Annotated in this window: 19 protein-coding genes; 8 read left to right on the top strand and 11 right to left on the bottom strand. The window is 56.4% G+C overall.

The genetic code is table 11. The features are described from left to right. The first annotated feature begins 8 nt into the window (after positions 1-8). Positions 9-1,496 carry a tripartite tricarboxylate transporter permease gene (locus B5D52_RS13875; protein ID WP_016149084.1) on the top strand — a complete coding sequence of 496 codons (1,488 nt, stop codon included), beginning with the start codon at positions 9-11 and terminating at the stop codon, positions 1,494-1,496. 171 nt (positions 1,497-1,667) lie between these two features. On the opposite strand, the gene B5D52_RS13870 is transcribed toward B5D52_RS13875, so the two are convergent. The 4 genes from B5D52_RS13870 to B5D52_RS13855 all read right to left on the bottom strand — a co-directional run bounded on the left by B5D52_RS13870 (position 1,668) and on the right by B5D52_RS13855 (position 6,073). Beyond that, positions 1,668-3,080, bottom strand: a complete 1,413-nt coding sequence (locus B5D52_RS13870) for a glycosyl hydrolase family 28 protein (RefSeq protein ID WP_016149083.1) — start codon at positions 3,078-3,080, stop codon at positions 1,668-1,670. 173 nt (positions 3,081-3,253) lie between these two features. Further along, positions 3,254-4,552, bottom strand: a complete 1,299-nt coding sequence (locus B5D52_RS13865; RefSeq protein ID WP_016149082.1) for a TRAP transporter large permease — start codon at positions 4,550-4,552, stop codon at positions 3,254-3,256. 17 nt (positions 4,553-4,569) lie between these two features. Next, on the bottom strand, positions 4,570-5,058 hold the full coding sequence (locus tag B5D52_RS13860) for a TRAP transporter small permease (protein ID WP_016149081.1): 489 nt from the start codon (positions 5,056-5,058) through the stop codon (positions 4,570-4,572). Between the two features lie 13 nt (positions 5,059-5,071). Then, entirely contained in the window at positions 5,072-6,073 is a 1,002-nt protein-coding gene (locus B5D52_RS13855; protein ID WP_016149080.1) for a TRAP transporter substrate-binding protein, read from the bottom strand. Positions 6,074-6,367: 294 nt separating this feature from the next. Between B5D52_RS13855 and B5D52_RS13850 the strand changes: the two genes are divergently transcribed. Beyond that, positions 6,368-7,264, top strand: a complete 897-nt coding sequence (locus B5D52_RS13850; protein ID WP_016149079.1) for a helix-turn-helix transcriptional regulator — start codon at positions 6,368-6,370, stop codon at positions 7,262-7,264. Here B5D52_RS13850 and B5D52_RS13845 read toward each other — a convergent pair. The 3 genes from B5D52_RS13845 to B5D52_RS13835 are packed head-to-tail and all read right to left on the bottom strand — an operon-like array spanning position 7,256 to position 11,325. After that, on the bottom strand, positions 7,256-9,202 hold the full coding sequence (locus B5D52_RS13845; protein ID WP_016149078.1) for an FAD-dependent oxidoreductase: 1,947 nt from the start codon (positions 9,200-9,202) through the stop codon (positions 7,256-7,258). The two genes, B5D52_RS13850 and B5D52_RS13845, sit on opposite strands and share 9 nt — an antisense overlap. Before the next feature lie 12 nt (positions 9,203-9,214). Further along, the gene (locus tag B5D52_RS13840; protein ID WP_016149077.1) at positions 9,215-9,982 is read right to left on the bottom strand and encodes a 3-ketoacyl-ACP reductase; all 768 of its coding nucleotides are present in this window, start codon (positions 9,980-9,982) and stop codon (positions 9,215-9,217) included. 14 nt (positions 9,983-9,996) lie between these two features. Then, positions 9,997-11,325, bottom strand: a complete 1,329-nt coding sequence (locus B5D52_RS13835) for an oxidoreductase (RefSeq protein ID WP_016149076.1) — start codon at positions 11,323-11,325, stop codon at positions 9,997-9,999. 180 nt (positions 11,326-11,505) lie between these two features. Between B5D52_RS13835 and B5D52_RS13830 the strand changes: the two genes are divergently transcribed. From B5D52_RS13830 to B5D52_RS13805, 6 genes are all read left to right on the top strand, one after another. Then, positions 11,506-12,315: an AraC family transcriptional regulator gene (locus B5D52_RS13830; RefSeq protein WP_016149075.1), complete on the top strand. Its 810-nt coding sequence runs from the start codon at positions 11,506-11,508 to the stop codon at positions 12,313-12,315. Between the two features lie 125 nt (positions 12,316-12,440). Beyond that, entirely contained in the window at positions 12,441-13,682 is a 1,242-nt protein-coding gene (locus tag B5D52_RS13825; protein WP_016149074.1) for a Gfo/Idh/MocA family protein, read from the top strand. Next, positions 13,679-14,671, top strand: a complete 993-nt coding sequence (locus B5D52_RS13820; protein ID WP_016149073.1) for a Gfo/Idh/MocA family protein — start codon at positions 13,679-13,681, stop codon at positions 14,669-14,671. The genes B5D52_RS13825 and B5D52_RS13820 overlap by 4 nt, the downstream gene beginning before the upstream one ends. Positions 14,672-15,904: 1,233 nt before the next feature. Beyond that, positions 15,905-16,357, top strand: coding sequence for a tripartite tricarboxylate transporter TctB family protein (locus tag B5D52_RS16160; protein ID WP_016149072.1), 453 nt, complete (start codon positions 15,905-15,907; stop codon positions 16,355-16,357). A gap of 12 nt (positions 16,358-16,369) precedes the next feature. Further along, positions 16,370-17,902: a tripartite tricarboxylate transporter permease gene (locus tag B5D52_RS13810; RefSeq protein ID WP_016149071.1), complete on the top strand. Its 1,533-nt coding sequence runs from the start codon at positions 16,370-16,372 to the stop codon at positions 17,900-17,902. Between the two features lie 56 nt (positions 17,903-17,958). Then, on the top strand, positions 17,959-18,993 hold the full coding sequence (locus tag B5D52_RS13805; protein WP_016149070.1) for a tripartite tricarboxylate transporter substrate-binding protein: 1,035 nt from the start codon (positions 17,959-17,961) through the stop codon (positions 18,991-18,993). Between the two features lie 300 nt (positions 18,994-19,293). Here B5D52_RS13805 and B5D52_RS13800 read toward each other — a convergent pair whose 3' ends face one another. From B5D52_RS13800 to B5D52_RS13785, 4 genes are all read right to left on the bottom strand, one after another. Then, positions 19,294-20,661, bottom strand: a complete 1,368-nt coding sequence (locus tag B5D52_RS13800) for a GntP family permease (protein ID WP_016149069.1) — start codon at positions 20,659-20,661, stop codon at positions 19,294-19,296. Positions 20,662-21,102: 441 nt separating this feature from the next. Then, a complete protein-coding gene (locus tag B5D52_RS13795; RefSeq protein ID WP_016149068.1) occupies positions 21,103-22,140 on the bottom strand; it encodes a 4-hydroxythreonine-4-phosphate dehydrogenase PdxA in 1,038 nt (345 codons plus the stop codon). An 83-nt stretch (positions 22,141-22,223) separates the two neighbouring features. Further along, a complete protein-coding gene (locus tag B5D52_RS13790; RefSeq protein WP_016149067.1) occupies positions 22,224-23,441 on the bottom strand; it encodes an amidohydrolase family protein in 1,218 nt (405 codons plus the stop codon). Positions 23,442-23,484: 43 nt separating this feature from the next. Next, complete coding sequence (locus B5D52_RS13785) at positions 23,485-24,480, bottom strand: 2-keto-3-deoxygluconate permease (RefSeq protein WP_016149066.1); 996 nt, start codon at positions 24,478-24,480, stop codon at positions 23,485-23,487. Positions 24,481-24,796: the final 316 nt, after the last annotated feature.

The following is a 24,796-nucleotide window of genomic DNA, read 5'->3' as shown; positions in this document are numbered from 1 at the left end:
GGATTTTTGTGGAACTGTTCTTTCAAGGACTGGATATCCTGCTGCAATGGCAGAACTTCATCGTCATCCCGATCGGCCTTGCCCTGGGCATCGTCGTCGGCGCAATCCCCGGTCTGACTTCTGACCTTGGCATCATCCTGTGCATCCCGCTGACCTACGGCATGGAACCGACCATGGCCATCCTCATGCTGCTGGCCATCTACTGCGGCGGCACATACGGCGGCTCGATCACCGCCATTCTCATCAACACCCCCGGCACCTCGGCCAACGCCGCCACCCTGTTTGACGGCTACCCGCTGGCCAAAAAGGGTCAGGCTTACAAAGCCCTGTCCATGGCGCTCTTTGCCTCGACCATCGGCGGTCTGCTCAGCGCCTTGGCCCTGCTCTTCTTAGCACCCCAAATTGCCAAGATCACCCTGCTCTTTGGCCCCGCTGAATACCTCGCGCTCGCAGTCTTCGGCCTGTCGGTCATCGCAGGCGTGTCCAACAAGAGCATCTTTAAGGGCCTCATCGGTGCTTGCATCGGTATCTTTATGTCCACCATCGGCATGGACAACATCAGCGGCACCACCCGCTTCACCTTCGGCAACATTAACCTCATGAGCGGCATCGACCTGATCATCGCGCTCATCGGTCTGTTCGCGATCTCGGAAATTATGATGAAATCGCAGTACAACCCCAAGACCGATCGCCAGAACGTCAGCGCCGCCGCCATCACCAAAGACAAGATTACCCGCGACGAATATCGCCGCTGCCGCAAACCCATCGCGCTCGGCTCGCTTATCGGCATCATCATCGGTGCAACCCCCGGCACGGGCGGCGGTCTGGCGGCGTTCATCTCCTATAATCAGACCAAGCAGTCCTCCAAGCACCCCGAAACCTTCGGTCAGGGTGAAATCGAGGGCATTGCAGCTTCCGAATCGGCCAACAACGGCGCGTGCGGCGCGACCATGATTCCCATGCTCACATTGGGCGTTCCCGGTGACGGTGCAACCGCCATCCTCATGGGCGCGTTCATGATTCACGGCATGGTGCCCGGCCCGATGCTGTTTAAAGATCAGGGCAACATCCTGTATGCCATCATGATCGGTCTGATCATCGTCAACGTCTTCATGTACCTCATCGGCAGTGTATTCACCCGTTTTTACGCGCACATCACCCGCATCCCCTACGAAATGCTGGCCTGCATCGTACTCACCTTCTGCATCGCAGGCTCGTATTCCACCAACAACCGCCTGTATGATATCTACATCATCCTCATTTTCGGTATCATCTCCTACTTCCTGCGCCGCATGGATTTCCAGCTGGTTCCCATCCTGCTGGGCATCGTGCTCGGCCCGCTTGCAGAGGACAACTTCCGCCGCGCACTGCTGCTATCCGACGGCAGTCTGAGCATCTTTGTCACCCGCCCCATCAGTCTGGCATTCCTGCTCATCGCAGTCGGCTCGATCGCACTGTTCGCGTGGAAAAATCACAAGGCAAATGCTCGCACCTAATTCTCTCTTTTTTAGGGCAGGTGCTGCGTCCCTCACGTTCATCGCAGCACCTGTTCGCTCCTACACACCGATTCTCATTGCTGAGGATTTCTCTCCTCTTTTTTCTTCCCTCCTCACAAAAAAATCCCCGTATCAAAAGATACGGGGATTTTTTATCATGATACAAAGTGATTAGCCAATGACCTGATCGGCAAAGCCCGGACGGGCTGCCTTACCGCGGAAATTCTCGACCGAAACCTCGGTGCAGCGCTCGGTGCGCAGTGCCTCACCGAAATCGGACATGTCATCTCCCTCAAAGCGCACGCGGCAGTCGCGCAGAGTCACGCCCTTGACGTCGCGCAGGAAAAAGCCGGGCGAGGGCATTTTCTCAATGCCGGCGCACAGACCCTCGGCCGCAGAGACCGTGGTCGAATCGCTGCCCGAACCGCCGCGGTTCAGACCTGGACGCAGGTCGTACAGGCCGCGCTGCCACTTGGTCTTGGCGCGCATGGTGACCTGTACCTTTTCCATCCACACATCTTCGATCTCATTGCCGACGCTGCCCGAGAAGAAAACACCATTTTCACTGTCACAGGTGATGTTCGAGAAGCGGATATTGGAGATGTGACCGGATTTTGTATGCTGATCGCGGTCGTGGGTGGAAATGGTAATGGGTTCGGCGCAACCCCACCAGCAATCGGCAAAACGGCGGGTCTCGATGATGATATTGGAGAAGGACACGTTCTTGACGTTGCCGCCGTCGCGAATCTGGATGGAGATACCGCGGTTGGAACCCGAAATAATGCAGTTATCCACGATGACGTTCTCAAAATTGCCCGTGCCCTCGGTGCCGATCTTGAGTGCGGCCGAGGTCGAAATGAGCGTACAGTTGGAGATAATGACGTTCTTGGTCGGGCCGTACTCCATATTGCCCGCCGACGACTTGAGGCAGATGCAGTCGTCCGCGCAGGTCACATGGCAGCCCAGAATACGCACATTGGTCGAGTGGTCGGGGTCGATGCCGTCCGAGTTTGCCACGTCCAGATCATTCAGAATGCGGATCTGCGAGATCAGCACGTCGTCACAGCCCGCCGGGTGCAGGGTCCAGAAGGGCGCGTTCTGCATGACCACATCGGTGAAGGAAATGTGGTTGCAGTGCTCGACATAGACCAGGGTCGGACGGGGATAAAAATCACCGGTGACGTAATAAGGGCTGACGCGCTTGACAAAGGCGTAAGCGTTGCCGTCGATGGTACCCGGGCCGGAAATCGCGATATTGTCCGCGTCCTTGGCGTAGATAAAGGCGTAAGACGGTTTGAGCGTGACCGGGGTGCCGATGTGCTCGACGCCGTCATCCTGCTGACCCTCGTTGGGGTGAATATATGTATCGATGTCGGCATGCGCACGGAGCAGACTGCCGCGCTCAAGATGCAGGTCAACGCCGGTCTTGAGGACAATCGAGCTTGCGTAATAGGTCTTTCCGCTTTCCAGCACGACCCGGCCGCCGCCTGCCGCCGAGCAGGTGTCGATCGCTGCCTGAATGGCCGGTGCGTCATTGGTGACGCCGTCGGCCTTTGCGCCAAAATTCTGAACGTGATAAATCATCTGTGGATTCTTCCTTTGCTTTCAATTTTGTGCCGGTCATGCGCCCGGATGCGCAGACGCACAACCTGCAGAGTCACCAACGCGGAGCGAACAAAATTTGTCCGCTCCGCTCATGTTGGGGGGAGTCACGGCCGGGCGGTTACCGGCCAAGAAAGGGTGGCTGTGTGTAGATGTTAGCCCGTGACCAGGTTGGGAATGACCATGGAGAACCACGGTACATAAGCAACCAGCATCAGAGCGATGAAGATTGCTGCGTAGAACGGCAGCAGCGGTTTTATCATGTCTTCCATATCAATGCCCGATACCTGGCAGCCCGAGAACAGAGACGAGCCGACCGGCGGGGTGATATTGCCGACACCCAGGTTCATGACCATCATGATACCAAAGTGGATGGGGTCCATGCCGAAGCTGGTGACAACCGGCAGGAAGATGGGTGCGAAGATCAGAACTGCCGGGGTGATATCCATGAACATACCGGCAACCAGAAGCAGCAGGTTGATGAGCAGCAGGATGACGTACTTGTTATCCGAAACGCTCAGCAGCGCCTCACCGATGGCGTTGGGCAGACCGGTGAAGGACAGAACGAAGCTCATAACCGCAGAAGCTGCGATCAGGAACATGATAACTGCGGTGGTCTCGCAGGCATCGCGCAGGATGCCCGGCAGGTCGGAGGGCTTAATGCTCTTATAGACGACCATGGCGAGGAACAGGGTGTATGCAACAGCGACAGCAGCCGACTCGGTCGCGGTGAAGATACCGGAGGAGATACCGCCGATGATAATGACGATGAGCAGGATGCTTGGGATAGCTTCCACGAAGTAGCGGAACAGTACCTTGACCGGAACGCGCTCGCTGGTCGGATACTTGTTCTTCCTGGCAACGATGAATGCGACAACCATGCAGGCCAGGCACCACAGGATGCCGGGAATGTAACCGGACATGATCATGCCGACAACCGAGGAGCCGGACAGAACGGCGTAGATGATGAGGATACCGGAGGGCGGGATAATCAGGCCGGTCGGTGCAGACGCAACGTTTGCAGCAGCAGCGAACTTCTTATCGTAACCCGCAGCTTCCTCCTCGGGCAGCATAACGCCGCCGACTGCGATGGATGCTGCAACAGCCGAGCCGGACAGCGCACCGAACATGGTGTTGCCGACAATGTTGGTGTGTGCCAGACCGCCCGGGATACGGCCAACCAGGCACTTTGCAAGGTTAATCAGTCTTTGTGCGATACCGCCGGTGTTCATCAGCACGCCGGTCAGGATGAAGAAGGGAACGGCGAGCAGCGAGAAGCTGTCTACGCCTGCGACCATCTTCTGGCAGGCAACGAAGGTGCCAAGGTCGAGCGGCAGCGCGGTGGACACGGTAATCAGCGAGGACACGATCAGGCTGATCGAGACCGGAACGCTCAGCGCGAGCATCAGGAAAAAGCTGGCCAGCAGCAGCAGGCCGATTTGTACTACACTCATGTTATTCTTCTCCTCTCTTACTGCTTTGCGGTCTCAATCTCAGGATTGCGGAGGGCCTTCAGATCTTCCAGAATAAAGATAAGGGAATAGAATACGATCAGAATGCCGCCGACCAGAATGCTGGCGTAGACGTAGGGCATGGGCAGATGCAGGGCGGAGGAGATCTGGTTAGACGTGGTCTGTACCAGACGCAGGTCGCCAAGAATCATAACAATCACGCAGAACGCAATGACAATCGCCTGTACACCGATATCCAGAATCTTCTGACCACGGAACGACAGTTTCTTGGTCAGCATGGTAATAGACAGGTGCTTGCGACGGCCATAAGCATACGCGCCGCCAATCATTGTAGTCCAGACCAGCAGATAGCGCAATACCTCTTCCGAGGTTGTGGACGGATTCTTGAGCACAAAACGCGCAATGACCATCCAGCAGACATCGAGCACCATGTAGCCCATGATCAGCGTACACAGGATCTCGATGATCTTATCGATCACTTTTCTCATGTTGGGATCCTCCTTACTTCAGATAGCTCTGGAAGTCTGCAAAGTAGCGGGCATTGTCCTCGCTCTGTGCGCAGAATGCTTCCTGCTGCGGCTTACATGCCTCAATAAAGGGAGTCTTGTCGATCTCGTAGAACTGGACGCCCATGTCAATGGCTTCCTGCTTGTTGCGCTCTACGATCTGAACCCATTCTTCCTCATGTGCCTGCCATGCGTCGTCCATTGCCTCGTAGACCTTCTGATGCTCTTCTTCGGTCATTGCATCCCAGGTCTCAACCGACATAATGACAATATCGGGCAGGTACTGGTGCTGGGTGTAGGTGTAGCTCTTGGCTACCTCACCGTGTCCGTCGTCACCAAGAACGGTCTCGTTGTTCTCTGCGCCGTCGATGATGCCCTGCTGGAGCGAGGTGTAAACCTCACCAGACGACATCGGAGTCGCTGCCGCGCCCATGTTGTTGATCATCTCAACCGAAGTCGGGCTGTTCATGGTACGGATCTTGAGACCCTTGAGTGCTGCCGGAGAATCGGCCGGGCCTTCCTTGGTGGTGTAGATCGAGCGCGAACCCGAATCGAACCAGCCGATGGCGATGAATCCGTCGTCACGGGTGGAGTTAAAGATCTCCTGTACCGCCTCTGAGTTGTTCATAACATCAAAGTAATGCTCGGTGGACTGGAAGACATAGGGAATGGAGAAAATCGAATATGCGGGGTTAAACTGCTCAAGTGCACCTGCACTGACCTTGGCAACGTCTACAACGCCTGCCTTGACCAGCTGTACCATCGCGCTGTCGTCACCGAGCTGACCGTTGGGGTAGATGCTGAACGTGTAATCGGTCTCGGCTTCCATATCTTCCGCAAACTTTTCCAGTCCGATATTGACCGGGTGCCAGTCACCATGACCGTGCACGATCAACAGGTGATTGGGGTCCTGGCTTCCGCCGCTGCATCCCGTCAGACCGGTCAGCACCGCTGCCGCCAAAGCACCTGCAAACAGTCGTTTCATCATGCTCTTCATGAGGAAAATACCTCCGTCTTTCTGTTTTATCATGTTTCTTCTGCGTGTCCCCGTCGGGACTGCGTTTTCACACCGGTATGTTCCCGCACGTCCGGGCAAATTCTTTCCGCATAGACTTGCCTCTGCTCGTGCTTTCTGATATCATTATAAAAACAATCTTTTTCAAAATAAATTATTATTTTTGGTTTAAATATTGTGATTCTTGCTGACATTTGACGAGAAATAGGGGTTTTGCATAAACCGTGTCCATGTTTCTTGTTCAATATATCCAAAGGGCAGAGGGGAGCCAAGACCATGACAAAAACCGATCGGGAACGCCAATCCTGGCTGTTCAAGCACTACATGACCGAGCGCGATTTCGAGGTCGAACACGCGGTGGACAACGACTATCACGACGTCGAACCGCACTATCACGAGTTCTACGAGATGTACTTTTTCGCGGGCGGTCACGTGGACTACATTGTCGACGATCAGCAGTTTCAGCTGCATCCGGGTGATCTGCTCATCATCCCGCCCAACGTGCTGCACAATCCGGTTTTTCACGATTTTGACATTCCCTACGAGCGCTATGTCGTGTGGATCTCGGCCAACGCCCTGAGCCGTCTGATTCGTCAGGACGCCGACTGCGGCTATTTCCTCCAACAGGACATTCAGGGTCGGTATCTGTTCCGCGGCGATGAAGCCTCGGTCATCTCGCTGCGCGGCAGCTTTATGACTCTATTCCACTCCTACCACGAGCGCGCGCTGTGCTATCGCACCGAGGGTATCTCGGTCATCATGCACATTCTGACCCTGTACAACCGTGCCCTCGCCGCCGAGACCAGTCAGGTGCAGGGCGGCACGCACGGGTCGCTCCTGACCGATATTCTGCACTACGTGCAGGGCAACCTCTGCGGCGACCTGTCACTCGACAAGCTGGCATCGGTCTTCTATACCAACAAGTACCATATTTCTCATCTGTTTAAGCAAAATATGCACATTTCCTATTACCAGTATGTCATCCAGATGCGTCTGATCACAGGAAAAAACAGCATTCTGGATGGAGTGCCGGTGGCCAAGGTCTGGGAGACCTGCGGTTTCAGTGACCATGCCGGGTTTTACCGTGCCTTCCGCAAATGGTACGGCGTCAGCCCCAATCACTTCAAAAAACTGCACGCCGAACAGCTGAAACGGTCGGATGGGTCACTGTAATCCGGCTGTGCGCGTCCGATATTCCCGCCAGACGTTCTCGAACCAGCTGTCACGCGCCGGAATGGGACGAACGGGTGCAAAGGAAGAAGAAATCCCGTCCGAATTCCATTCGGTGACCACCTGCTGATCCATACCAACCTCCTGCGGCGGACGATAGCGGTAATCGCGCAGACCATCACAGGCAACGCCTGCCGAATCGAGCACCAGCCCCGACCCACGGCTGCCCCACTGCTGTGCACACAGCGTCATGGACGATACCACGGCGCGCTGGGTCAGCAGGACATCGCGTGTGCGCAGCATTTGTGCAAAACCGCCGGGCGATACCAGACGATAATCGCGGAAAAAGTGCTGCAGCTGTGCATCCAGTGCGTCGCACAGTGCCTGCAAGGCCTCGGGCTGTCGGATGTGTGCCGCCTGTGCACTCATGCGCTTTTGCATCTCCCGGCGCATGGTGTACGATGTGCTGTGCACATCGCAATGGTTCAAGCTTTCCAGCGCATCGACCAGCCAGCCGGTCAGCACACGTTCCACCTGCTCTTCCAGCTGCTTGGGTGCAAACAGCGCGGGTTTGGTTGTGCATGCGATGTGCTCGGCTGCACGCATGGAACCAACCTGGCAGGCGTTGAGCGCCGAACCGCCCGGGCGATAGACACCGAACGTACCTGCGCACTCGCCGGCTGCGTACAGACCCTGGATATTGGTCTGCCAGTTGACGTCGACCGCAATGCCGCCATTGTTGTGCTGAGCACAGACGGCAACCCGCAGCGGCTCGGTCGTCAGATCAATGCCGTGCGCACGGTACAGCTCGATGGCATCCGGGTTCATGTGCGCCAGACGTGCAATCGGCGTGAGCGTGAGTGCACCCGAGTTTTTCAGGTATCGGAAGGTCTCCTCCGACAGCGCGGAAAAGTCCAGACCGGTCGGGTCGGTGCGGAAATCCATGTACACCCGTCGGCCAAGGTCGATGGTCTCATGGTGCACGATCAGATCGATGATGGACGAACCCTGCACCTTGCGCACGTCGAACGGCCACTGATACCCCTTGAGGAAAACTGCGTCCAGCGCCTGTGCCGGGGTATCGAAGTAATCGAGCAGGAATTCCCGCTCGACACCGTCGGCATCCACCGAAATGTAGCGCGGCAGTACCTGCTGATAGGTGCCCGACACGTTCCAGCGGAAGTCGATCGAGGCCAGACCGTACTGCCATTCCTGCAAATTGACCAGCTTGGCACCGGCTTCCAGCGCCATGCCGGTCATACCCACATGACCGCAGGGGTATACCGACGCATCGTACACGCCCGCAGGGCCGCCGGTCGCCAGAATGATGTGCGGGCAGGCAAACAGCGTCAGGCCGTCGGCACCCGGACGGGTGAGGTCGAGCGCGAGCAGGCCGAACATCTTGCCGGCCTCCACCAACAGGCGTACTGCCTGCATCTGGTTGAAGATGCGGATGCCCTTCTTTTGCACGCTGCGTTCAAGCGCCTCGGTCATAAAGCGCGAGGTCAGCGGTCCGGCTGAGGTCGCACGCTGGCGGGGGTCGTGGTCGGTCTTATAGCCAACGTACTCGCCATACTCGCTGCACGGAAACGGCACACCCAGATTGACCAGCTTCATAAAACTGCGCACCGAGCCTGCCGCCTCGGCCAGCGCAGTGTCACCGTTGACACTGCCGCCCGAAAACAGCGTTTGCGCCATCTCCTGTACCGAATCGGCTTCATCCGATGCGAGCGACAGCTTGTAGTAGGTCTGCTTGTCGCTGCCCGTGTTGCGCGAGGTGCCCATCTTGATGCCCTCGGTCACGATGGCAACATCGGTTCGACCAAGATCGTACAGCCAGTCGGCTGCGTTGTATCCCGCGCAGCCCGTACCGATCACCAGCGCATCGAGTGCATAGACCGGAATGGTGCGTCCTGCGCAGCAAATCGAAGTCGTTTTCATACCCAACCTCTCTTACAGGCGGCGAATGTGGAAACCGCCGTCGGCGTTGAGCACCTGACCGGTCGCAAAGTCCAGCAGACCGCTGACCGCAGCGCACACACAGTTTGCCACGTCGGCCGGCTGGCCAAAGCGCTTGATGGGCGTGATGCCGCCGTCAATGAGCTTTTGGTACTTCTCGGTCACACCGGCGGTCATGTCGGTCTGAATGATGCCCGGACGCACCTCAAAGACCGGAATACCGTACTCTGCCAGACGATCGGCAAACAGCTGGGTCGTCATGGAGATACCCGCCTTGGACACGCAGTATTCACCGCGGCTGGTGGACGACGTGTAGGCCGACATGGACGAAATATTGACCAGACGCGGGGTGTAGTCCTCCAGTCCCTTGCCCTGCATGTCGATCATCATGCGTGCTGCCAGCTGGCACATGAAGAACGTACCCTTGAGGTTAATCTGCATCAGGCGGTCGAAGCTGTCCTCGGTGGTCTCGAGCAGGTCCAGACGCACGGTCGGTGCGACACCGGCGTTATTGACCAGCACGTCCAGTCGTCCATACCGCGCGGCAATCTCCTCCAGAATGCGTACCCGGTCGGCCTGCACGGCAATGTTGCACGGAATATACGTGCAATCAATGCCCTCGGCCTGCAAGGTCTCGATAACCGCATCGTCCTGTGCAGCGGTCGCGGAAACGACGACAAAGTATCCGGCTTTGCCCAGTGCGCGGGCGATGCCCAGACCGATGCCGCGGCGCGAACCGGTCACCAATGCAATTTTCTGCATAGATCCAGCCTCCTTTATTTCTTGCCCTGCACGTCGCGCTGATAGATGGGCAGATATTCCGGATCACGGATGACGCAGCCCGCCGTCGAACCGGCACGCATGAGCTCGGTGCACTTGCCGCAGGCAATGCAGCACTTGCGCGCGTCCATCTCGCCGGTGTGCAGCAGGTCGTTTGCAAACTGCGGGTAAGCAAAGGCTTCTCGGCCAAAGCCTGCCATGGTGCAGTAACCCTGCTCGATGGCACCAGCTGCCAGATTGCCCGAGAACTGACGCAGATAGCTCAGACCGGACGAAATGACCTTGAGATCGGGGTATGCCTTCTGCACGGTGCCGACACAGTGATACATGCGAGCCACGCCCTCGAGCGGATGCTCGTCCGGCACATACGGGCCGTTGTCGTAGGGACGGTTGACGTGCGGGTTGAAATAGGGGTTGCCAATGGTGATGTCGAGCAGCTGCATGCCCAGTTCGTTGTGCAGGCGGCCGATGAGCTCGAGCGGCTCGGTCAGGTCGACCTCGGTACCTGCGCCCGGACGCACGCCGAAGCCGTAGGGATGCGGGAAGCCATCGTAGACATTGAGGCGCGAAGTCACGATAAAGTCCTTGCCGGTTGCGTCCATGGCATTCTTCACACCGTGACGCAGCAGGCGAGTACGGTTTTCCAGACTGCCGCCAAATGCGCCCTCTCTGGTGTACGCCGACAGCAGTTCGCTGTTCAGGTAACGGTGGCAGCACTTGATGTCTACGCCGTCAAAGCCTGCACGCTCGGCCAGTTTTGCCGCCTCGGCAAACTTTTCTTCCAGTGCAAACAGGTACTCATCGGACAGGATACGGTCGGACGAAATCGGATTGTCGCCCTCGAAAATGGGGTTATTGTACGCGATGAGCGGTGCGGGTGTGCCCTGCGGCTTGGAGTAGCGGCCCGAGTGCGTAGCCTGCATGATGACGATGGGCTCAAAGCCGTTTTCACGGATGCAGGTCTCCTTGATGTCCGCGACAAACTTCTGGAAATCTGCCAGGTTTTCCTCGTGAATCCACAACTGACGCGGATTGGCGCGTCCCTCGGGAACAACCGCAACCGCTTCTGCCCAGATCAGACCCGCGCCGCTCTTGGCGAATCGGTCATATCTGCGCAGCGTCAGTGCATCCGGACGTCCGTCCGCCGTGCCGTCGCAGCCCTCCATCGGCTGAATGGCGATCGCGTTCGCCGCCGTCTTGCTGCCGATCTGTACCGGACGCTTCAGCACGTCCAGATTCTCGGACAGAGGAAGGGTCACTTTCAGCTCCTCTAACTTCGCTTTCAGTTCCTCTTTGGTCTTATAATGGAACTTTTCATGCTCCATACATGAATCCTCCTTCTACTTCTTCTCGCGCCGTCGTCTTCGACCATACAGAATTTTTTCGACTAAATTCAGGGTTTTCCGCGCAGCAACTGTACTGATATGATATAATAGCAAGCAAAGAGAAAGTCATATCAAGTTGTGTGATAATATGTAAATCTTGCGATAACAGGAGGGTTATCCATGGATCAGAACGCCGTGATACAGAAATGCTGCTTCAAAGACAGCGACACATCCATTCGCATCCACTTCCACAACGCCTACGAACTTTTATTCATCCGCACCGGTCACATCCGCATCCACATCGGCGATGCCGTCTATGACGGCGGCCCGGGTTCGGTGTTCGTCATCGGCCGATTCGAAGAGCACTTTCTCGAGCTGCGCACGCCCATTTATGAGCGCTATTATGTCATCCTGAACCCGGACATGACCGAGCGTCTGATTACCGACCGCCGTCTGCTCATGCCCCTGCGCAGCCGTCCGAAGGGATTCTGTCACCGATATGACGTATCCGCGCACCTCGAGCGGTTTGAGCTGATTTTCCGCCGACTGATCGAGGAACAGAGCATACAGGACGGCCTTGCCGGTGTGATGCACATGAGCCTGATTTCCGAGCTGCTCATTTTGCTGTGCCGCCTGCGCCCCGAACTGCTCGAATCCACCTCCCAGGCGGGAAAATCGGCAGTTTTTGCCGTCCAGCACTACATCGACACCCACTACGCCGAGCCCATCCGGGTCAGCGATCTGGCCGAGCGCGTGTTCCTGACCCCCTGCTACCTGACCCATTGCTTTAAGAGCATGACCGGATACAGTCCCAAGCAGTATTTGGTGCAGGCACGGCTGGCTGCGGCCAAAGATCTGCTCATTCACAGCGATTTACCGGTCAGCGAAGTGGCCTTTCACGCGGGATTCTCCGACGTGAACAATTTCATCCGTGCCTTCCGCCGGGAAACCGGATGCACGCCCCTGCGCTACCGCGAGCGCGAGCAATAATAGCATATTTTACATATTATTGCGCAACTGCATCCCACCAGCTGCGCGGCACGAGATGATACAATAAAATGCAGATAAAGATCGTGCCCTTGGAGGCAGTATTCAGGAAAAGAGGATGAGGATGTATGAAACCCATTAAACTGGCAATCATCGGTGCAGGCGGATACGGCGACTACTGTCTGGGACTGCTCGAGCGCTTTGTCGATCCCGAAAGCTACCAGCTGGTCGCGGCCATCGACCCGTTTTACGAGAAAGTTCCGCGCTATGCACAGCTGACCGCACAGGGTGTACCCATGTACCGCACCCCCGAAGACTTTTTCGCCGTCGATCGCGCCGATCTGGTGCTCATCGCAAGCCCCATTCATCTGCACAAGCAGCAGTGCCTGCTCGCGCTCAAGCACGGTGCACACGTACTCTGCGAAAAGCCGCTTGCGCCCATTCTGCAAGATGCGCTCGACATTCGCGAGGCAGTCGCAGCTTCCGGCCGCAAGCTGGGTGTCGGTTTCCAGATGTCCTTCTGTGATCCCATCCAGAACCTCAAGCGCGATATTCAGTCCGGTCTGCTCGGCGCGCCCAAGTCGCTGCGCACCTACGTTTCCTGGCAGCGCTACGACAGCTATTACAACAGCCCCTGGCGCGGACACATCCGCGACGCACAGGGCAACTGGGTTTTGGACTCGATTTTGACCAACGCGACTGCGCACTATCTGCACAATACCTGTTTTGTGCTGGGTGACCGGTTTGACACGGCGGCCATGCCCGAACATCTGACCGTCGAGCTGTACAACGGCAAGGGCATCGAGACCTTTGACACCGCCTTTGTATCGGGTAAGTTTGCCTCCGGCTGCGACTTCTTCCTGTCTGTGACCCACTCGGGCGACCGCGATGTTGACCCCATCCTGCAATACACCTTTGAAAACGCCGTCGTGACCGCTTCGGGCAACGACGATTCGGCGGAGATCATCGCCACCTTTGCCGACGGCTCGACCAAGAACTATGGTGCGGCACTGGGCGAGTACCACGTCGCACAGAAGCTGCGCACCATGATCGCGGTCGCAGCCGATCCCAGTCTGGACGTTCCCTGTACGCCCGACACCGTTCTGCCCCATCTGACCATGTGCAACGCCATCTTCGACCAGGCAGACGTACATCCGCTGCCCGCCGACCGCATGGAGCATGTGAGCGAGCCCGAGCCGGGTCTCTTTATGCGCGGTCTGGCCGACGAGGCCTGGACTTGCTTCCAGACCGGCAAGCTGCCGTCCGAGCTGGGCTTTGACTGGGCAAAACAGCCCACCGTCATCAAACTGGACGGTTATACCACCTTTTCCGGTGCAAAATGCTGCTGTAAGGAGGATATCCACGCATGATTCGTGTCTGTATCGCTGGTAACTCCGGTCACGCTGCCACGGTGACCCGCGCCCTGCCCCGTCTGCCCCAGGTCGAGATCTGCGGCTGGTGCCGCGCCTGGCCGGGCGAGCCCATGACCGAAGTGCTGGAAGATTTCGCAAAACTCGGTCTGACCCCGCCCGAATATCCCGATTATCTGACCATGATCGACGCGCTTTCTCCCGATGTGCTGGTCGTAGACGGTCTGTTCTGCGATCACGAGGAGATGACCTGTCAGGCGCTCGCGCGCGGCATTCACGTTTACTGCGACAAGCCGCTGGCGCTGACCCTGACCGGACTGGAGCGCGTCCGCGAGGCGGCGCAGTCATCCACTGCCCTGCTCTGGGCCATGCAGACCGCGCGCTTCGACCCCTGGTTCTACACCGCCAAGCAGCTCATCGATGCAGGCGAGATCGGAGAAATCCGTCTGCTCACTGCGCAGAAGTCCTACCGTCTGGGTCAGCGTGCACCCTTCTTCCGCGACCGTGCCCAGCACGGCGGCCTGATTCCCTGGGTCGCCATCCACGGCATCGACTTCATCCGCTATCTCTATCCCCACGCCGCAAAGACCATCTTTGCCCATCACTCGACGATGGCAAATCAGGGCTATGGTGATCTGGAAGTCACCGCACAGCTGATGATGACGCTGGAAAACGGCGTGAGCGCACAGGTCAGCGCAGACTACCTGCGCCCGGCAAACGCTGCGACCCACGGCGATGACCGCGTGCGCGCAGCAGGCACGCACGGCGTGATCGAGGTGCGTGACGACGCAGTTTACCTCATCAATGAACACAATGACGGCTCGACGCCGGTGCCGCTCCAGTACCCTCCCGCAATTTTCGAGGACTTCATTGCCACGCTGGAAGGTCACGGCTCCGGTCTGCTCGATCTGGCCGAATCGCTGGAGGACAGCCGCCTTGCGCTGCTCGCCCGCGACGCGGCCGACTCTGGATGTGCAATTTCTGTATAACCAATCAACATAAACCGGCTGAACAAGCCAAAAAAATCCCCGTATCGAAGGATACGGGGATTTTTTATCCATTTGACCGGGATTCTCTCCATTTTTCTCCTGCATGTCTGAAAAGACGAAAAGCCGTTCGTCTGTTCCCGTTCTGACCGCAAGCCGTCTCGACAAAACCCGCAATTTTCCGTCCCATTCTGCGCAAATTGCTTTGTTCATTTTAGCAGAATTTATCTCCCATTTTTTGTAGACATTGCGCATCCATCCGCACCCTCATTTTGCCCGATGAAACCTTTTTATCTCCCCTGTCAGACGCCTCTTTTTGGTTACAAAATCTTCCCGCCGGTGGCGGCATTTGTCCATCTGTCCCGTCTGCTTTTTCGCGGAAACATCAGTCGAAACAAAAGGCCGTTCTGTCTGTGCACACACCCATTTTTGCCAAAAATCCCCTGAAATTATGCCGAACGCCGTTCTTATTCCCGTCTGCGAGACAGGGTGCGCACCGTACCAGCCTGTGCAGTGTATATCAGCCTTCCCCATCTGTCCCCACTGGGTTTCCAGTGTATCTGACCCTTACCGCGTCCGGCCGTCACCGGCCTTTTTCTGCCTCCAGACATTTATGCAGAAGTTACGAAATCTGACGTTTTATACTTATTAATATTAAACAGATTTTCAAGAGATTGTTGACCTTTTAACAAATACAAGTTATACTTAAATAAAGACGCGGTACTTAAATAAAAACCGAGTGGTCAGAAAAGGGCTTTTCTGTCGTGTGAAAAGCATGAAAAAATGAGAGTTCCGCACCGGTCAAATCCAACTTCGTTTGACCCGGCGTCGGCACTTCCCCGGTGGTTTTAGACCGATTCCGTATAGTAACTCCGTGATTGTTTAGGTCTTGGAGGTATGATACGGTATGATCAAGGCACCGTCCGAACGCACACTGGCAAAGTTGGCATCTACACAGAGAGGGGGAAAAACTGTTACACCAATTTGCCGTCTGTGACCGATTCTGTTGGACAGATCGATTGTATTTTTTCGGTTCTGGAAAACTGGATCACGTTTCCATGCTTTTTGGCCATACGACAAAATCTGGTTGTCTCTGCCCTGACTGCCGCGTACGTTTTTCCACTACCACCACTGATTTCTTTCCGTGGACGGTACGGGTCGTTTCGCAGGGTTTTCACCGCGTACGACAAGATCTGCGGATTTAAGAAACATAAGAAGATTGAAGGAGGAAACATTGTGGAGAAAAGAAAAGTAAACTCCCGCATCCTGGTCCCCATCATCACCGCCATCATTGCGATCGTGTTCATTGTGGTCGGTCTGCAGGACTTCGGTTTCTGGGAGGGTCAGCCGACGGCTGCGTTCTTCCCCATCATCATCGCTGTGGTACTGCTCGCAACCAGCCTCCTGTGCCTGGTTCAGATGCTGCGCAGCAATGAAGACGCTCCTGTGTACAACAGGAATGAGCTCATGGTCATCCTGGGCGGCGGCGGCATCATCATCGGCTGCTACATCATCGGTCTGATCGCCAGCTGCCTGCTGTATCTGCTTCTCTGGCTCAAGGTCATCGAGAAGGCTACCTGGAAGGCTACCATCATCATCGAAGTCTTTATGGCTGCGCTGATTCTGGGCGTATTCGTCTTCTGGATGCAGGTACAGTTCCCGGTTGGTCTGTTCGCCTATCTGATGTAAGGAGGTCCGGATATGTTAGAAAATTTTGCTTCCCTGTTGTCGGGTTTCCAGGTCGTTTTTGATCCCCAGAACATCGGCGTTTGTATGCTGGGTGCCATCCTCGGCCTGATCGTCGGCGCAATGCCCGGTCTGGGCTCGCTGGCCGGCGTCGCGCTGCTCCTGCCCCTGACTTACAAGTTTAACCCCACTACCGCAATCATCATGCTCGGTGCGCTGTACTACTCCAACATGTACGGCGGCGCATTCAGCGCAATTCTGCTGAACATCCCCGGTGACTCGCCGGCAATCACCACCGCACTCGACGGCTACCCGATGGCTAAGAAGGGTCGTCCCGGTCAGGCTCTGATGACCGCGAACTTCGCTTCCTTCATCGGCGGTACCATCGGTATCCTCATCCTGACCATCACCGCTTCCGGTCTGGCAAAGCTCGGTCTGAACTTCGGCTACGCTGAGATGACCCTGATTCTGCTGATCGCGATGACCTCCATCAGCTGGCTGATCGGTGAGAACCCCACCAAGGGCGTTGTCATCACCATGCTGGGTATTCTGGTCGCTTCCATCGGTATGGACACCCTGTCCGGCGTACCGCGCTACAACTTCGATAACATCTACCTCATGGGCGGCATCACCTTCACCCCCTTCATCATCGGTGCGGTTGGCTTCGCTCAGGTTATCAAGCTGGTCAACGAGCGCAAGGCTGACGAAGAAAAGCGTAAGAGTGGCACCTACGAGGCGGTTAAGCTGTCCATCCGTAGTTCGATGCTGACTCGACACGACTTCAAGCGCCTGCTGCCTCCCGTACTGCGTTCCTCTCTGCTTGGCACTTTCGTCGGCGTTCTGCCCGGTTCGGGTGCTACCACCGGCTCCATGGTCGGCTATGCAATGCAGAAGAAGTTCAAGAGCGAAGAGCCCATGGGTACCGGTGCAATCGAAGGTATCGCTGCATCCGAGTCCGGTAACAACTCCGCAGCTGCCGGCGCATTCGCTCCGCTGCTCGCTCTGGGTATCCCCGGTTCGGGTACCGGCGCCGTTCTGCTCGGCGGTCTGATGATGTGGGGTCTGAATCCTGGCCCGCTGCTCTTCGAGACCAACCCCGATTTCTGCTGGAGCCTGATTTCTTCCCTGTACATCGCTAACATCTTTACCTTGGCAGTTGCTGTCGCTGTCATCCCCTTCCTGATTAAGATTCTGAGCGTTCCGATCAAGTTCATGATCCCGATCATCACCTGTGTCTGCATCGTTGGTGCTTACTCCACCTCTTACTCCATGTACGGTGTTATCGTCATGTTCGTATCTGGTATCGTAGGCTACATTCTGGACAAGAATGGCTTCCCGACTGCTCCGATGCTGCTGGCATTCGTTCTGGCTCCGATGCTCGAAGAGAACATGCGTAAGGCATTCATCGCTTCTCAGGGCAGCCTGTCCGTATTCGCTGACTCTACCCTGAAGATCGTTCTGCTGGCTATCTTCCTCGTACTCGTTCTGACCCCCTCGTTCAAGGCACTCATGCGCAAGATCAAGTCCAAGAACAGCACTTCGGTCTAATTTAATGATTTCAATTTATTTGAAATAAACATTGGTAAGAAAAAAGGAGAATCGACATGAAAAAGATGAAGAAGCTGGCTGCTCTGGCAGTTGCAGCCCTGACTCTGACCGCGTCCCTGACCGCTTGCGGCGGTGGCGGTTCGGACACCAACGCAGACGGCACTTTCACCCCCACTAAAACCATTACTTGGGTATGTACCTCTGGTGCAGGCGGCGGCTCGGATATCTTCTCCCGTAAGATCGCTGACATCATGAAGAACGAGGATCTGGTCAATGGTCAGACCATCGTTATCTCCAACGAGACCGACGGTGCTGGTGAGGTTGGCCGTAACAAGATCGCAACCATGACCATGAACGCAGACTACAACCTGCTGACCTTCAACTCCGGCGACCTGATGCCCATGGTTACCAACACTGCAAATCGTTCTTCTAACTTCCGCATTCTGGCAATCATGGCTGTCGACAAGCAGCTCCTGTTCTCCTGCGGCTCTGCTACCGGCAAGACCGCTTACGCAAAGACCGGCGCTGACATGACCGACTTTGCTGCTGCAATCGAGGCTGCTAAGAACGGCACCTACGTTGTAATCGGCGGCTCCAAGGGCGACGATATCGCTACCTATCAGGCTCTGATTGAAGAGCTCGGCCTGACCGAGGATCAGATGGGCTACATCACCTACGACTCTACCGGCGACGCAATCACCGCTGCTCTGGGCGGCAACCTGGACTTCGTTATCTCTAAGCCCGCTGCTGCTTCCCAGTACGTTGAGTCCGGCGACCTGACCCCGGCTCTGGCTCTGTCCACCGAGCGTTTCGGCGGCAACCTGGCTGATGCTCCCACCCTGTCCGAGATCGGCGACTACGAGAACGTAGAAGTTCCGGTATGGCGCGGTGTTGCAGCTCCCAAGGCTATGAGCGATGCAGCTGTTGCATTCTGGTCTGACGCACTCAAGAAGGTTTCCGAGACCCAGGCTTGGAACGACGAGTACCTGGTTCCCAACCAGCTCATCAGCCAGTACATGAACTCTGCTGACGCTACCGCTTACGTTTCCGAGTTCGAGGCTGATTACATGGCTTCCAACGGCCTGAGCTAAGCAGCCAAAACAGTTCACAACACAAAGAGGACGGTACATTGTACCGCCCTCTTTTTTTGTCTAAATTCAGCCCAGAGGCAGGCCTTTCTCTTTCGCGCACAGGCGCTCTCTGCCGCATGGACGCGTGCGTTATGTGTAAGTTCTCATACGCTCTGTCCCACGCCGATACAGCGCATCTCAGGGCAAAATACAACACACCGGCCGGCATCTTCTGATGCACCTGCCATCCCTCGATTGCAGGCCGTAAAAAAGCGACCCCTCGATAGTCCATCGAGGGAGCGCTCGCTTCATGTGATCAGATCAAAGCGGGATCACAAGGGCACCTACAATCGCCAGCACGAAAATGCAGACCGAGGAAATAAAGGAACCCAGCGTATAGGTCTTGAGACCGCCGGTGACGGTCAGGCCGGACATATTGGTCGCGACCCAGAAACCGGAGTCGTTGACGTGACCGATCGAGTTACCGCCCGACAGGCATGCCAGTGCAATCCATACCGGATGGCAGCCGACCATCGGCGCGATGGTCGCCATAATGCCCATGGAGGTCATACCTGCAACCGTACCCGAACCCTGTGCGACACGGAAGATCAGGCCGATGCCGTAAGCCAGGAACATGGCCGGAATCACCGAGGTGGTATCGGTACCCAGCAGGCCGACGATCGCATCACCAATGCCGGTCGCAGTGATGACCGATGCGAACGAGCCGCCTGCACCGGTGACCAGCAGAACGACGCCTGCGCTCTTGAGTGCTTCACCGGCAGACTGCTCCAGATTGCTGCGGCCGATATACGGCAGGCTGACCAGGTATGCGCCCAGCGTACCGAGCAGCATTGCGATCAGCTTGTCGCCCAGGAAGGTGCAGATGACCGGAGGTTCTTCAAACATTGCGCCGCCCAGCGTACCGAACAGGATGCAGACAACCGGGATGATGATAGGCAGCAGCGACAGGAACATGCCCGGCTTGGGCTTGTTCGGGTCTTCTGCCTGACGGTTTGCGACCAGCTCGGCTGCAACCGTAGAGCTCTGGTTGATGTCCGTGGCATCGTTCCAGATACCGCGGTCGTGAATCTTGATGTAGATGAAGTTGGACACCATAACCGTGATGAAGCCAACCACAACACCAACGATCAGCATGATACCCAGATCAAAGCCGAAAATGTCGGCAGCTGCCAGCGGGTTGGGCGTGGGCGGCACGACACAGTGCGCGGTCGTCGCACCGATGGTCAGACAGCCGGTGACGTAGCACATCTTCATGTCGATCTTGGAAGCAATGGTAATGCCGATCGGGATGAGGATGATGAAGGTAACGTCAAAGAATACCGGAATGGACAGGATGAAGCCTGCAACGCTCAGGCCCCAGATGGAACGCTTCTCCGGGAAGGCCGAAACCAGCTTATCGGCAATCACAGATGCCGCGCCGCTGTCGCTCATCAACTGTCCGAGTATCGTACCAAAGCCGACGGGCAGACCGATGCTGGTCATCATGTTGCCGAAGCCTGACGAAATGGTGGACGCGGTGGTGAGCAGATCCAGACCGCCCGCCAGACCCATGACCAGACAGGCGATCACCATGCCGATGGCAGCGTTGAGCTTGAGCACAATAATACAGAACAAAATAATCGCGATCGCGACGACCAGCGCCGCAATTAACATACCGGGACTTGTCATATTATTTCCCCTCTTTTCTTTCTTTTTGATTGGCTTGTTTACGCACAAATACCCAGCACCAGCCGGGCAGCGGTTTTTACCTTCTTTCCTCCTTTCCCCATTCTCATTTACGCCTGCACAGGTTGATCTCTGCACGATGACAATTGCCTGCAATCGGTCAGATTGCAGGCAATTTTCCGTTCTTTTGCTTTTTTCGTGCGATTTCACCGGGCAATTCGTATTTAAGAACCCCGTTCTTATTGCTCTATATTATATCACGCCTTCCATAAGGTGTCAATCAATTTCCGTCAGATTGCACAATTCCCCCATTTTGTAACCTTTCCCTTTTTATCATTTGTTTCAGAAAGCCCAAATGATAAAAAAACGGCTGCATCCGAATCAATCGGATACAGCCGTAAAACAGATTACATTGCGCAGAAAAGAATCGGTTTTGTCAATTTTTTACTGCTTGCCGTAGGTACGGTCGGTAACAGCCATCTTTGCGCACAGCTTGTAAGCGGTCTCGAACGCCGAAGTCGTGCAGGTGCCGGTACCAGCGATGTCGTAAGCGGTACCGTGTGCCGGGGTGGTGATAGCGTAGGGCTGGCCAGCTGCTACGGTAACACCGCGCTCGAAGCCCTTGAGCTTGAGTGCGATCTGACCCTGGTCGTGGTACATGGTTACGACCGCGTCAAAGTCGCCCTTGAATGCGCGGATGAACAGGGTGTCAGACGGGAACGGACCGACGATGCTCTTGCCCTCAGCGTTTGCCTTAGCAACTGCGGGCTGCAGAACGTCGATCTCCTCACGGCCGCAAGTGCCGCTGTCGCCGCCGTGCGGGTTGATTGCTGCGATTGCAACCTTGGGATCTTCATAACCTGCACGCTTGAGGGTCTCGTAAGCCAGATTGATGGCGTCGCCTACGGTCTTGGGGGTCAGGTGAGCGCTGACATCCTTGAGCGGGATATGGCTGGTTGCGCGGGAAGTCCACAGGCCGTCGAGTACGTTCATCTCGCCGTGCGGCTTGTCCATAACGCCGAGCTCCTGAGCAAACAGCTCGTGCTCGCTCTCGAAGTTGTAGCCGCCCTTCTTCATGGCTGCCTTGTTGAGCGGGCCGAAGCAGAAGCCTTCTACCAGACCCTTCTTGCAGTAATCCATGATCATAACCAGGTTGTCTGCCTCTTCCTTACCGTTGACAGCCGAAACAACAGCGATCTCAACCTTGGAAGCGTCCAGGCTCTTGGTGTTGAGCAGAACCAGACCGGTCTCCTTCTTTGCCTCTTCGACAGCCTCTTCCATGGTCTCCTTGACCACGTAAGCGAAGTCCGAACCGGTGTCCTTCATGCCGCGCTTGAGGACGCTCTCGTCACCGACGAGAATGGGCTTTGCGTGCTCCATCAGGAAGCCGTTTGCACACAGCTTTGCGATGATCTCGGGGCCGATACCGGCTGCATCACCGAGCGGAACTGCCAGGATGGGTTTTCCAGTGAACTGACTCATAATTCTTCCTCCAAATCTAATGAAAGTTCTGGGATATACACACAAAAGAGCGGTGTCTTTGTGCCCTGCCGCATCCAGTCGACTTACAGCGTCTTCTGGATGGAGCGGCAGCACGCGGTCGGAGCGCCGTTCTTTTTATAAACAACACCCTTCTTCATGACGAAGGATACATCTGCGAGCACTGCGGGGTCCTCCAGCGGATTGCCCTTGACCGCGATGATGTCGGCGTCCGCGCCGGCGGTCAGCTCGCCCTTCTTGCCCGACAGGCGGGAAATGTAAGCCGCGTTGCTGGTAACACCCTTGAGGGCATCGCGCTTGCTTGCGCCCAGCTCGACGGTGTATACGACTTCCTTCCACAGCAGGCCGTGGTTTGCGTCGGTACCCAGTGCAAAGTGGATGCCTGCGCGTACCAGATTGCCCACGCACTCGCGCACGATCTCACGACCGGCACGCACGTTGCGCGCGTTGTTCTCGGACAGGTACTGCTCACGGTCGGGGTCGAGGTAGATACCGGTGGTCAGGTCAACCCAGCAATCCGGGTGTGCCTTGAGCAGCTCGATATCTTCCTTGGATGCACAGTATGCGTGCTCGATGACGTCAACGCCCTGCTCGACACAGTCGCGCAGTGCCTGACCGCCGATGCAGTGTGCCGCAACCGGCAGATGCAGGCGGTGTGCCTCCTCAACAACCGTGCGAATCTCTTCAGCCGACAGGAAAGACGGAATAAAATCCTGTTCGGTCGAGAATACACCCGGGGTGGTGAAGATCTTGAGCAGCTTTACGCCCTTGGCAACGTTGGAACGCGCCGTGCGGCGGAACTCCTCGACACCGGAGTGCGGTGCGCCGATGTAGCCGCTGCCGTTCGAACCCTTCATGCCGACACCGGCAGGCAGGATGTCCGGACCAACCAGATTGCCTGCGTCGATTTCCTTCTTGAGCTTGAGATCAAGGTCGTGCTTCTCGCCCATGCAGCGCACGGTCGTGACACCGGACAGCAGATCGTCATACAGGCCTTCCTCGGCCAGCAGCGTCAGCTTGCACTCGGTCGCAGTACCCAGGATCTCCAGATGGTTGGACTTACGGGCATCGATGCTCAGATGATTATGACCCTCGATCAGGCCGGGCAGAACGGTCTCGTCCTCGAACGCGATCCACTCTGCCTGTGCGCGATCTTCCTCGGTCAGTTGCTCGGCAGGTACAACCTTAACAACCTTGCCGTCTTCTACGACAACCGCACCGTTCTGGATCTCTTCCAGTTCCGAACCAGCCAGCACAGTGCGCGCGGTGATAATTTGCTTCATTGTACATTCCTCCCGTCTTTATTTGCAGGGTATTTTATGAGGTTTACTCCTCCAGGTTTGCAAGCTCACGGCGCTTCTTGCCGCGCTTCTCAAACCACTTGTCGCTCCACTTCGCCAGGAACGATACCATCAGCGGGCACAGGATTGCAGTGATAACAACGCTCGCTGCGATCTGTGCGGTTGCTGTCTCAACCTGCGGTTCAAACGTCGGGTCGGAAGCCGCGATGGATGCAGGCGTGGTCGCCGCAACACCTGCCGTTGTACCGATTGCCGCACCCATCGGGTCGGGACAGCGGCGCAGCAGGCTGTAGATGATGAAGGACAGCACGCCGGTAACCAGCAGAGTCATCAGACCGAGCACAACGCCCGAAGCACCAGCAGCTGCGATGTTGAACAGGTTCATGCCTGCGCCCAGGGTGAAGCCGTTGAAGGGCGGCAGGACGATCATGCCGTGCGCCAGGATCTTGCGCCACTCATGGTCGAGGTTACCAACGATGAAGCCCAGGATCATGGGAACCATGCAGGCGATCATGTCCTTAGCCGGGAAGGTGCCCATGCCGGCAGCACCCAGTGCGATCATGGTGAAGAACGGGCCGTCGTTGAGCGCCAGAATGGAGGTCGCACCGACGTCGCTCTCCTCACCGTACTCACCAGCCAGGGTCGCATAGATAACGCCGTTGGAGTTGGTGACCGCACCGATGATCGCCAGCGAGCTCAGACCCAGCAGGCCTGCTTCGCCGAACAGAACGTTCAGCAGGATGCCCAGGCCAAAGCCCAGGAAGAACTTTAATGCAGTCAGGACGACGCCGACATATACCGTGCGTCCTGCCATTTTTACGTCGATCGTAGCACCGCTGCAGAACAGGAACAGACCGATCAGGGTCTGGATACCGCCCTTAAACAGGCCGGTGGTAAAACCGCCGATGGTCAGAATGTCCGGGAAAAAGGTGTTGATGATGCAGCCCAGCAGAAGCGGAATAACCATAACGCCTGCGGGAAACTTCTTCATGGTTCCCAGAATTCGTACTTTACCTAACATTTTTAAATCTCTCTCTTTCGTTGTCGTTTTTTGATATTTTGGGCAACGCAGAGTTTTGTCCGCATCCTCACGGACAGGAACTCCCCTTTTTTGTGTCAATACAGACGTCGCATGACCACCCAGTCACGCGCTTTGATCGTTTGCGGGAACCTCCGGCCGCAAACCAGCCTTCTCACCTCCATACAGTCGGAAAATTTTGTCCCCCATCCATACCGGAAACCATGCCGGTTCCCTGCGCGGATGAGTAACCCAAACCGCAGCATCAAAATACCGCTGCGATTTTTTGCCAAATCGGCGCATTCGCTCTTACACCCGA

It is taken from the genome of Butyricicoccus pullicaecorum DSM 23266 (assembly GCF_900167005.1).
In the GTDB taxonomy this organism is placed as follows: domain Bacteria; phylum Bacillota; class Clostridia; order Oscillospirales; family Butyricicoccaceae; genus Butyricicoccus; species Butyricicoccus pullicaecorum.
The sequence above is the reverse complement of the archived record's forward strand: the minus strand, read 5'-3'. Positions and strand labels throughout refer to the sequence as shown.

Bases quoted from the DNA above. Each gene is read 5' to 3' on its own strand.
- B5D52_RS13800 (WP_016149069.1), bottom strand. From the start codon at position 20,661: ATGACAAGTCCCGGTATGTTAATTGCGGCGCTGGTCGTCGCGATCGCG.
- B5D52_RS13865 (WP_016149082.1), bottom strand. From the start codon at position 4,552: ATGAGTGTAGTACAAATCGGCCTGCTGCTGCTGGCCAGCTTTTTCCTG.
- B5D52_RS13830 (WP_016149075.1), top strand. From the start codon at position 11,506: ATGGATCAGAACGCCGTGATACAGAAATGCTGCTTCAAAGACAGCGAC.
- B5D52_RS13825 (WP_016149074.1), top strand. From the start codon at position 12,441: ATGAAACCCATTAAACTGGCAATCATCGGTGCAGGCGGATACGGCGAC.
- B5D52_RS13860 (WP_016149081.1), bottom strand. From the start codon at position 5,058: ATGAGAAAAGTGATCGATAAGATCATCGAGATCCTGTGTACGCTGATC.
- B5D52_RS13870 (WP_016149083.1), bottom strand. From the start codon at position 3,080: ATGATTTATCACGTTCAGAATTTTGGCGCAAAGGCCGACGGCGTCACC.
- B5D52_RS13835 (WP_016149076.1), bottom strand. From the start codon at position 11,325: ATGGAGCATGAAAAGTTCCATTATAAGACCAAAGAGGAACTGAAAGCG.
- B5D52_RS13850 (WP_016149079.1), top strand. From the start codon at position 6,368: ATGACAAAAACCGATCGGGAACGCCAATCCTGGCTGTTCAAGCACTAC.
- B5D52_RS13785 (WP_016149066.1), bottom strand. From the start codon at position 24,480: ATGTTAGGTAAAGTACGAATTCTGGGAACCATGAAGAAGTTTCCCGCA.
- B5D52_RS13855 (WP_016149080.1), bottom strand. From the start codon at position 6,073: ATGAAGAGCATGATGAAACGACTGTTTGCAGGTGCTTTGGCGGCAGCG.
- B5D52_RS13790 (WP_016149067.1), bottom strand. From the start codon at position 23,441: ATGAAGCAAATTATCACCGCGCGCACTGTGCTGGCTGGTTCGGAACTG.
- B5D52_RS13820 (WP_016149073.1), top strand. From the start codon at position 13,679: ATGATTCGTGTCTGTATCGCTGGTAACTCCGGTCACGCTGCCACGGTG.
- B5D52_RS13805 (WP_016149070.1), top strand. From the start codon at position 17,959: ATGAAAAAGATGAAGAAGCTGGCTGCTCTGGCAGTTGCAGCCCTGACT.
- B5D52_RS13840 (WP_016149077.1), bottom strand. From the start codon at position 9,982: ATGCAGAAAATTGCATTGGTGACCGGTTCGCGCCGCGGCATCGGTCTG.
- B5D52_RS13810 (WP_016149071.1), top strand. From the start codon at position 16,370: ATGTTAGAAAATTTTGCTTCCCTGTTGTCGGGTTTCCAGGTCGTTTTT.
- B5D52_RS13845 (WP_016149078.1), bottom strand. From the start codon at position 9,202: ATGAAAACGACTTCGATTTGCTGCGCAGGACGCACCATTCCGGTCTAT.
- B5D52_RS13795 (WP_016149068.1), bottom strand. From the start codon at position 22,140: ATGAGTCAGTTCACTGGAAAACCCATCCTGGCAGTTCCGCTCGGTGAT.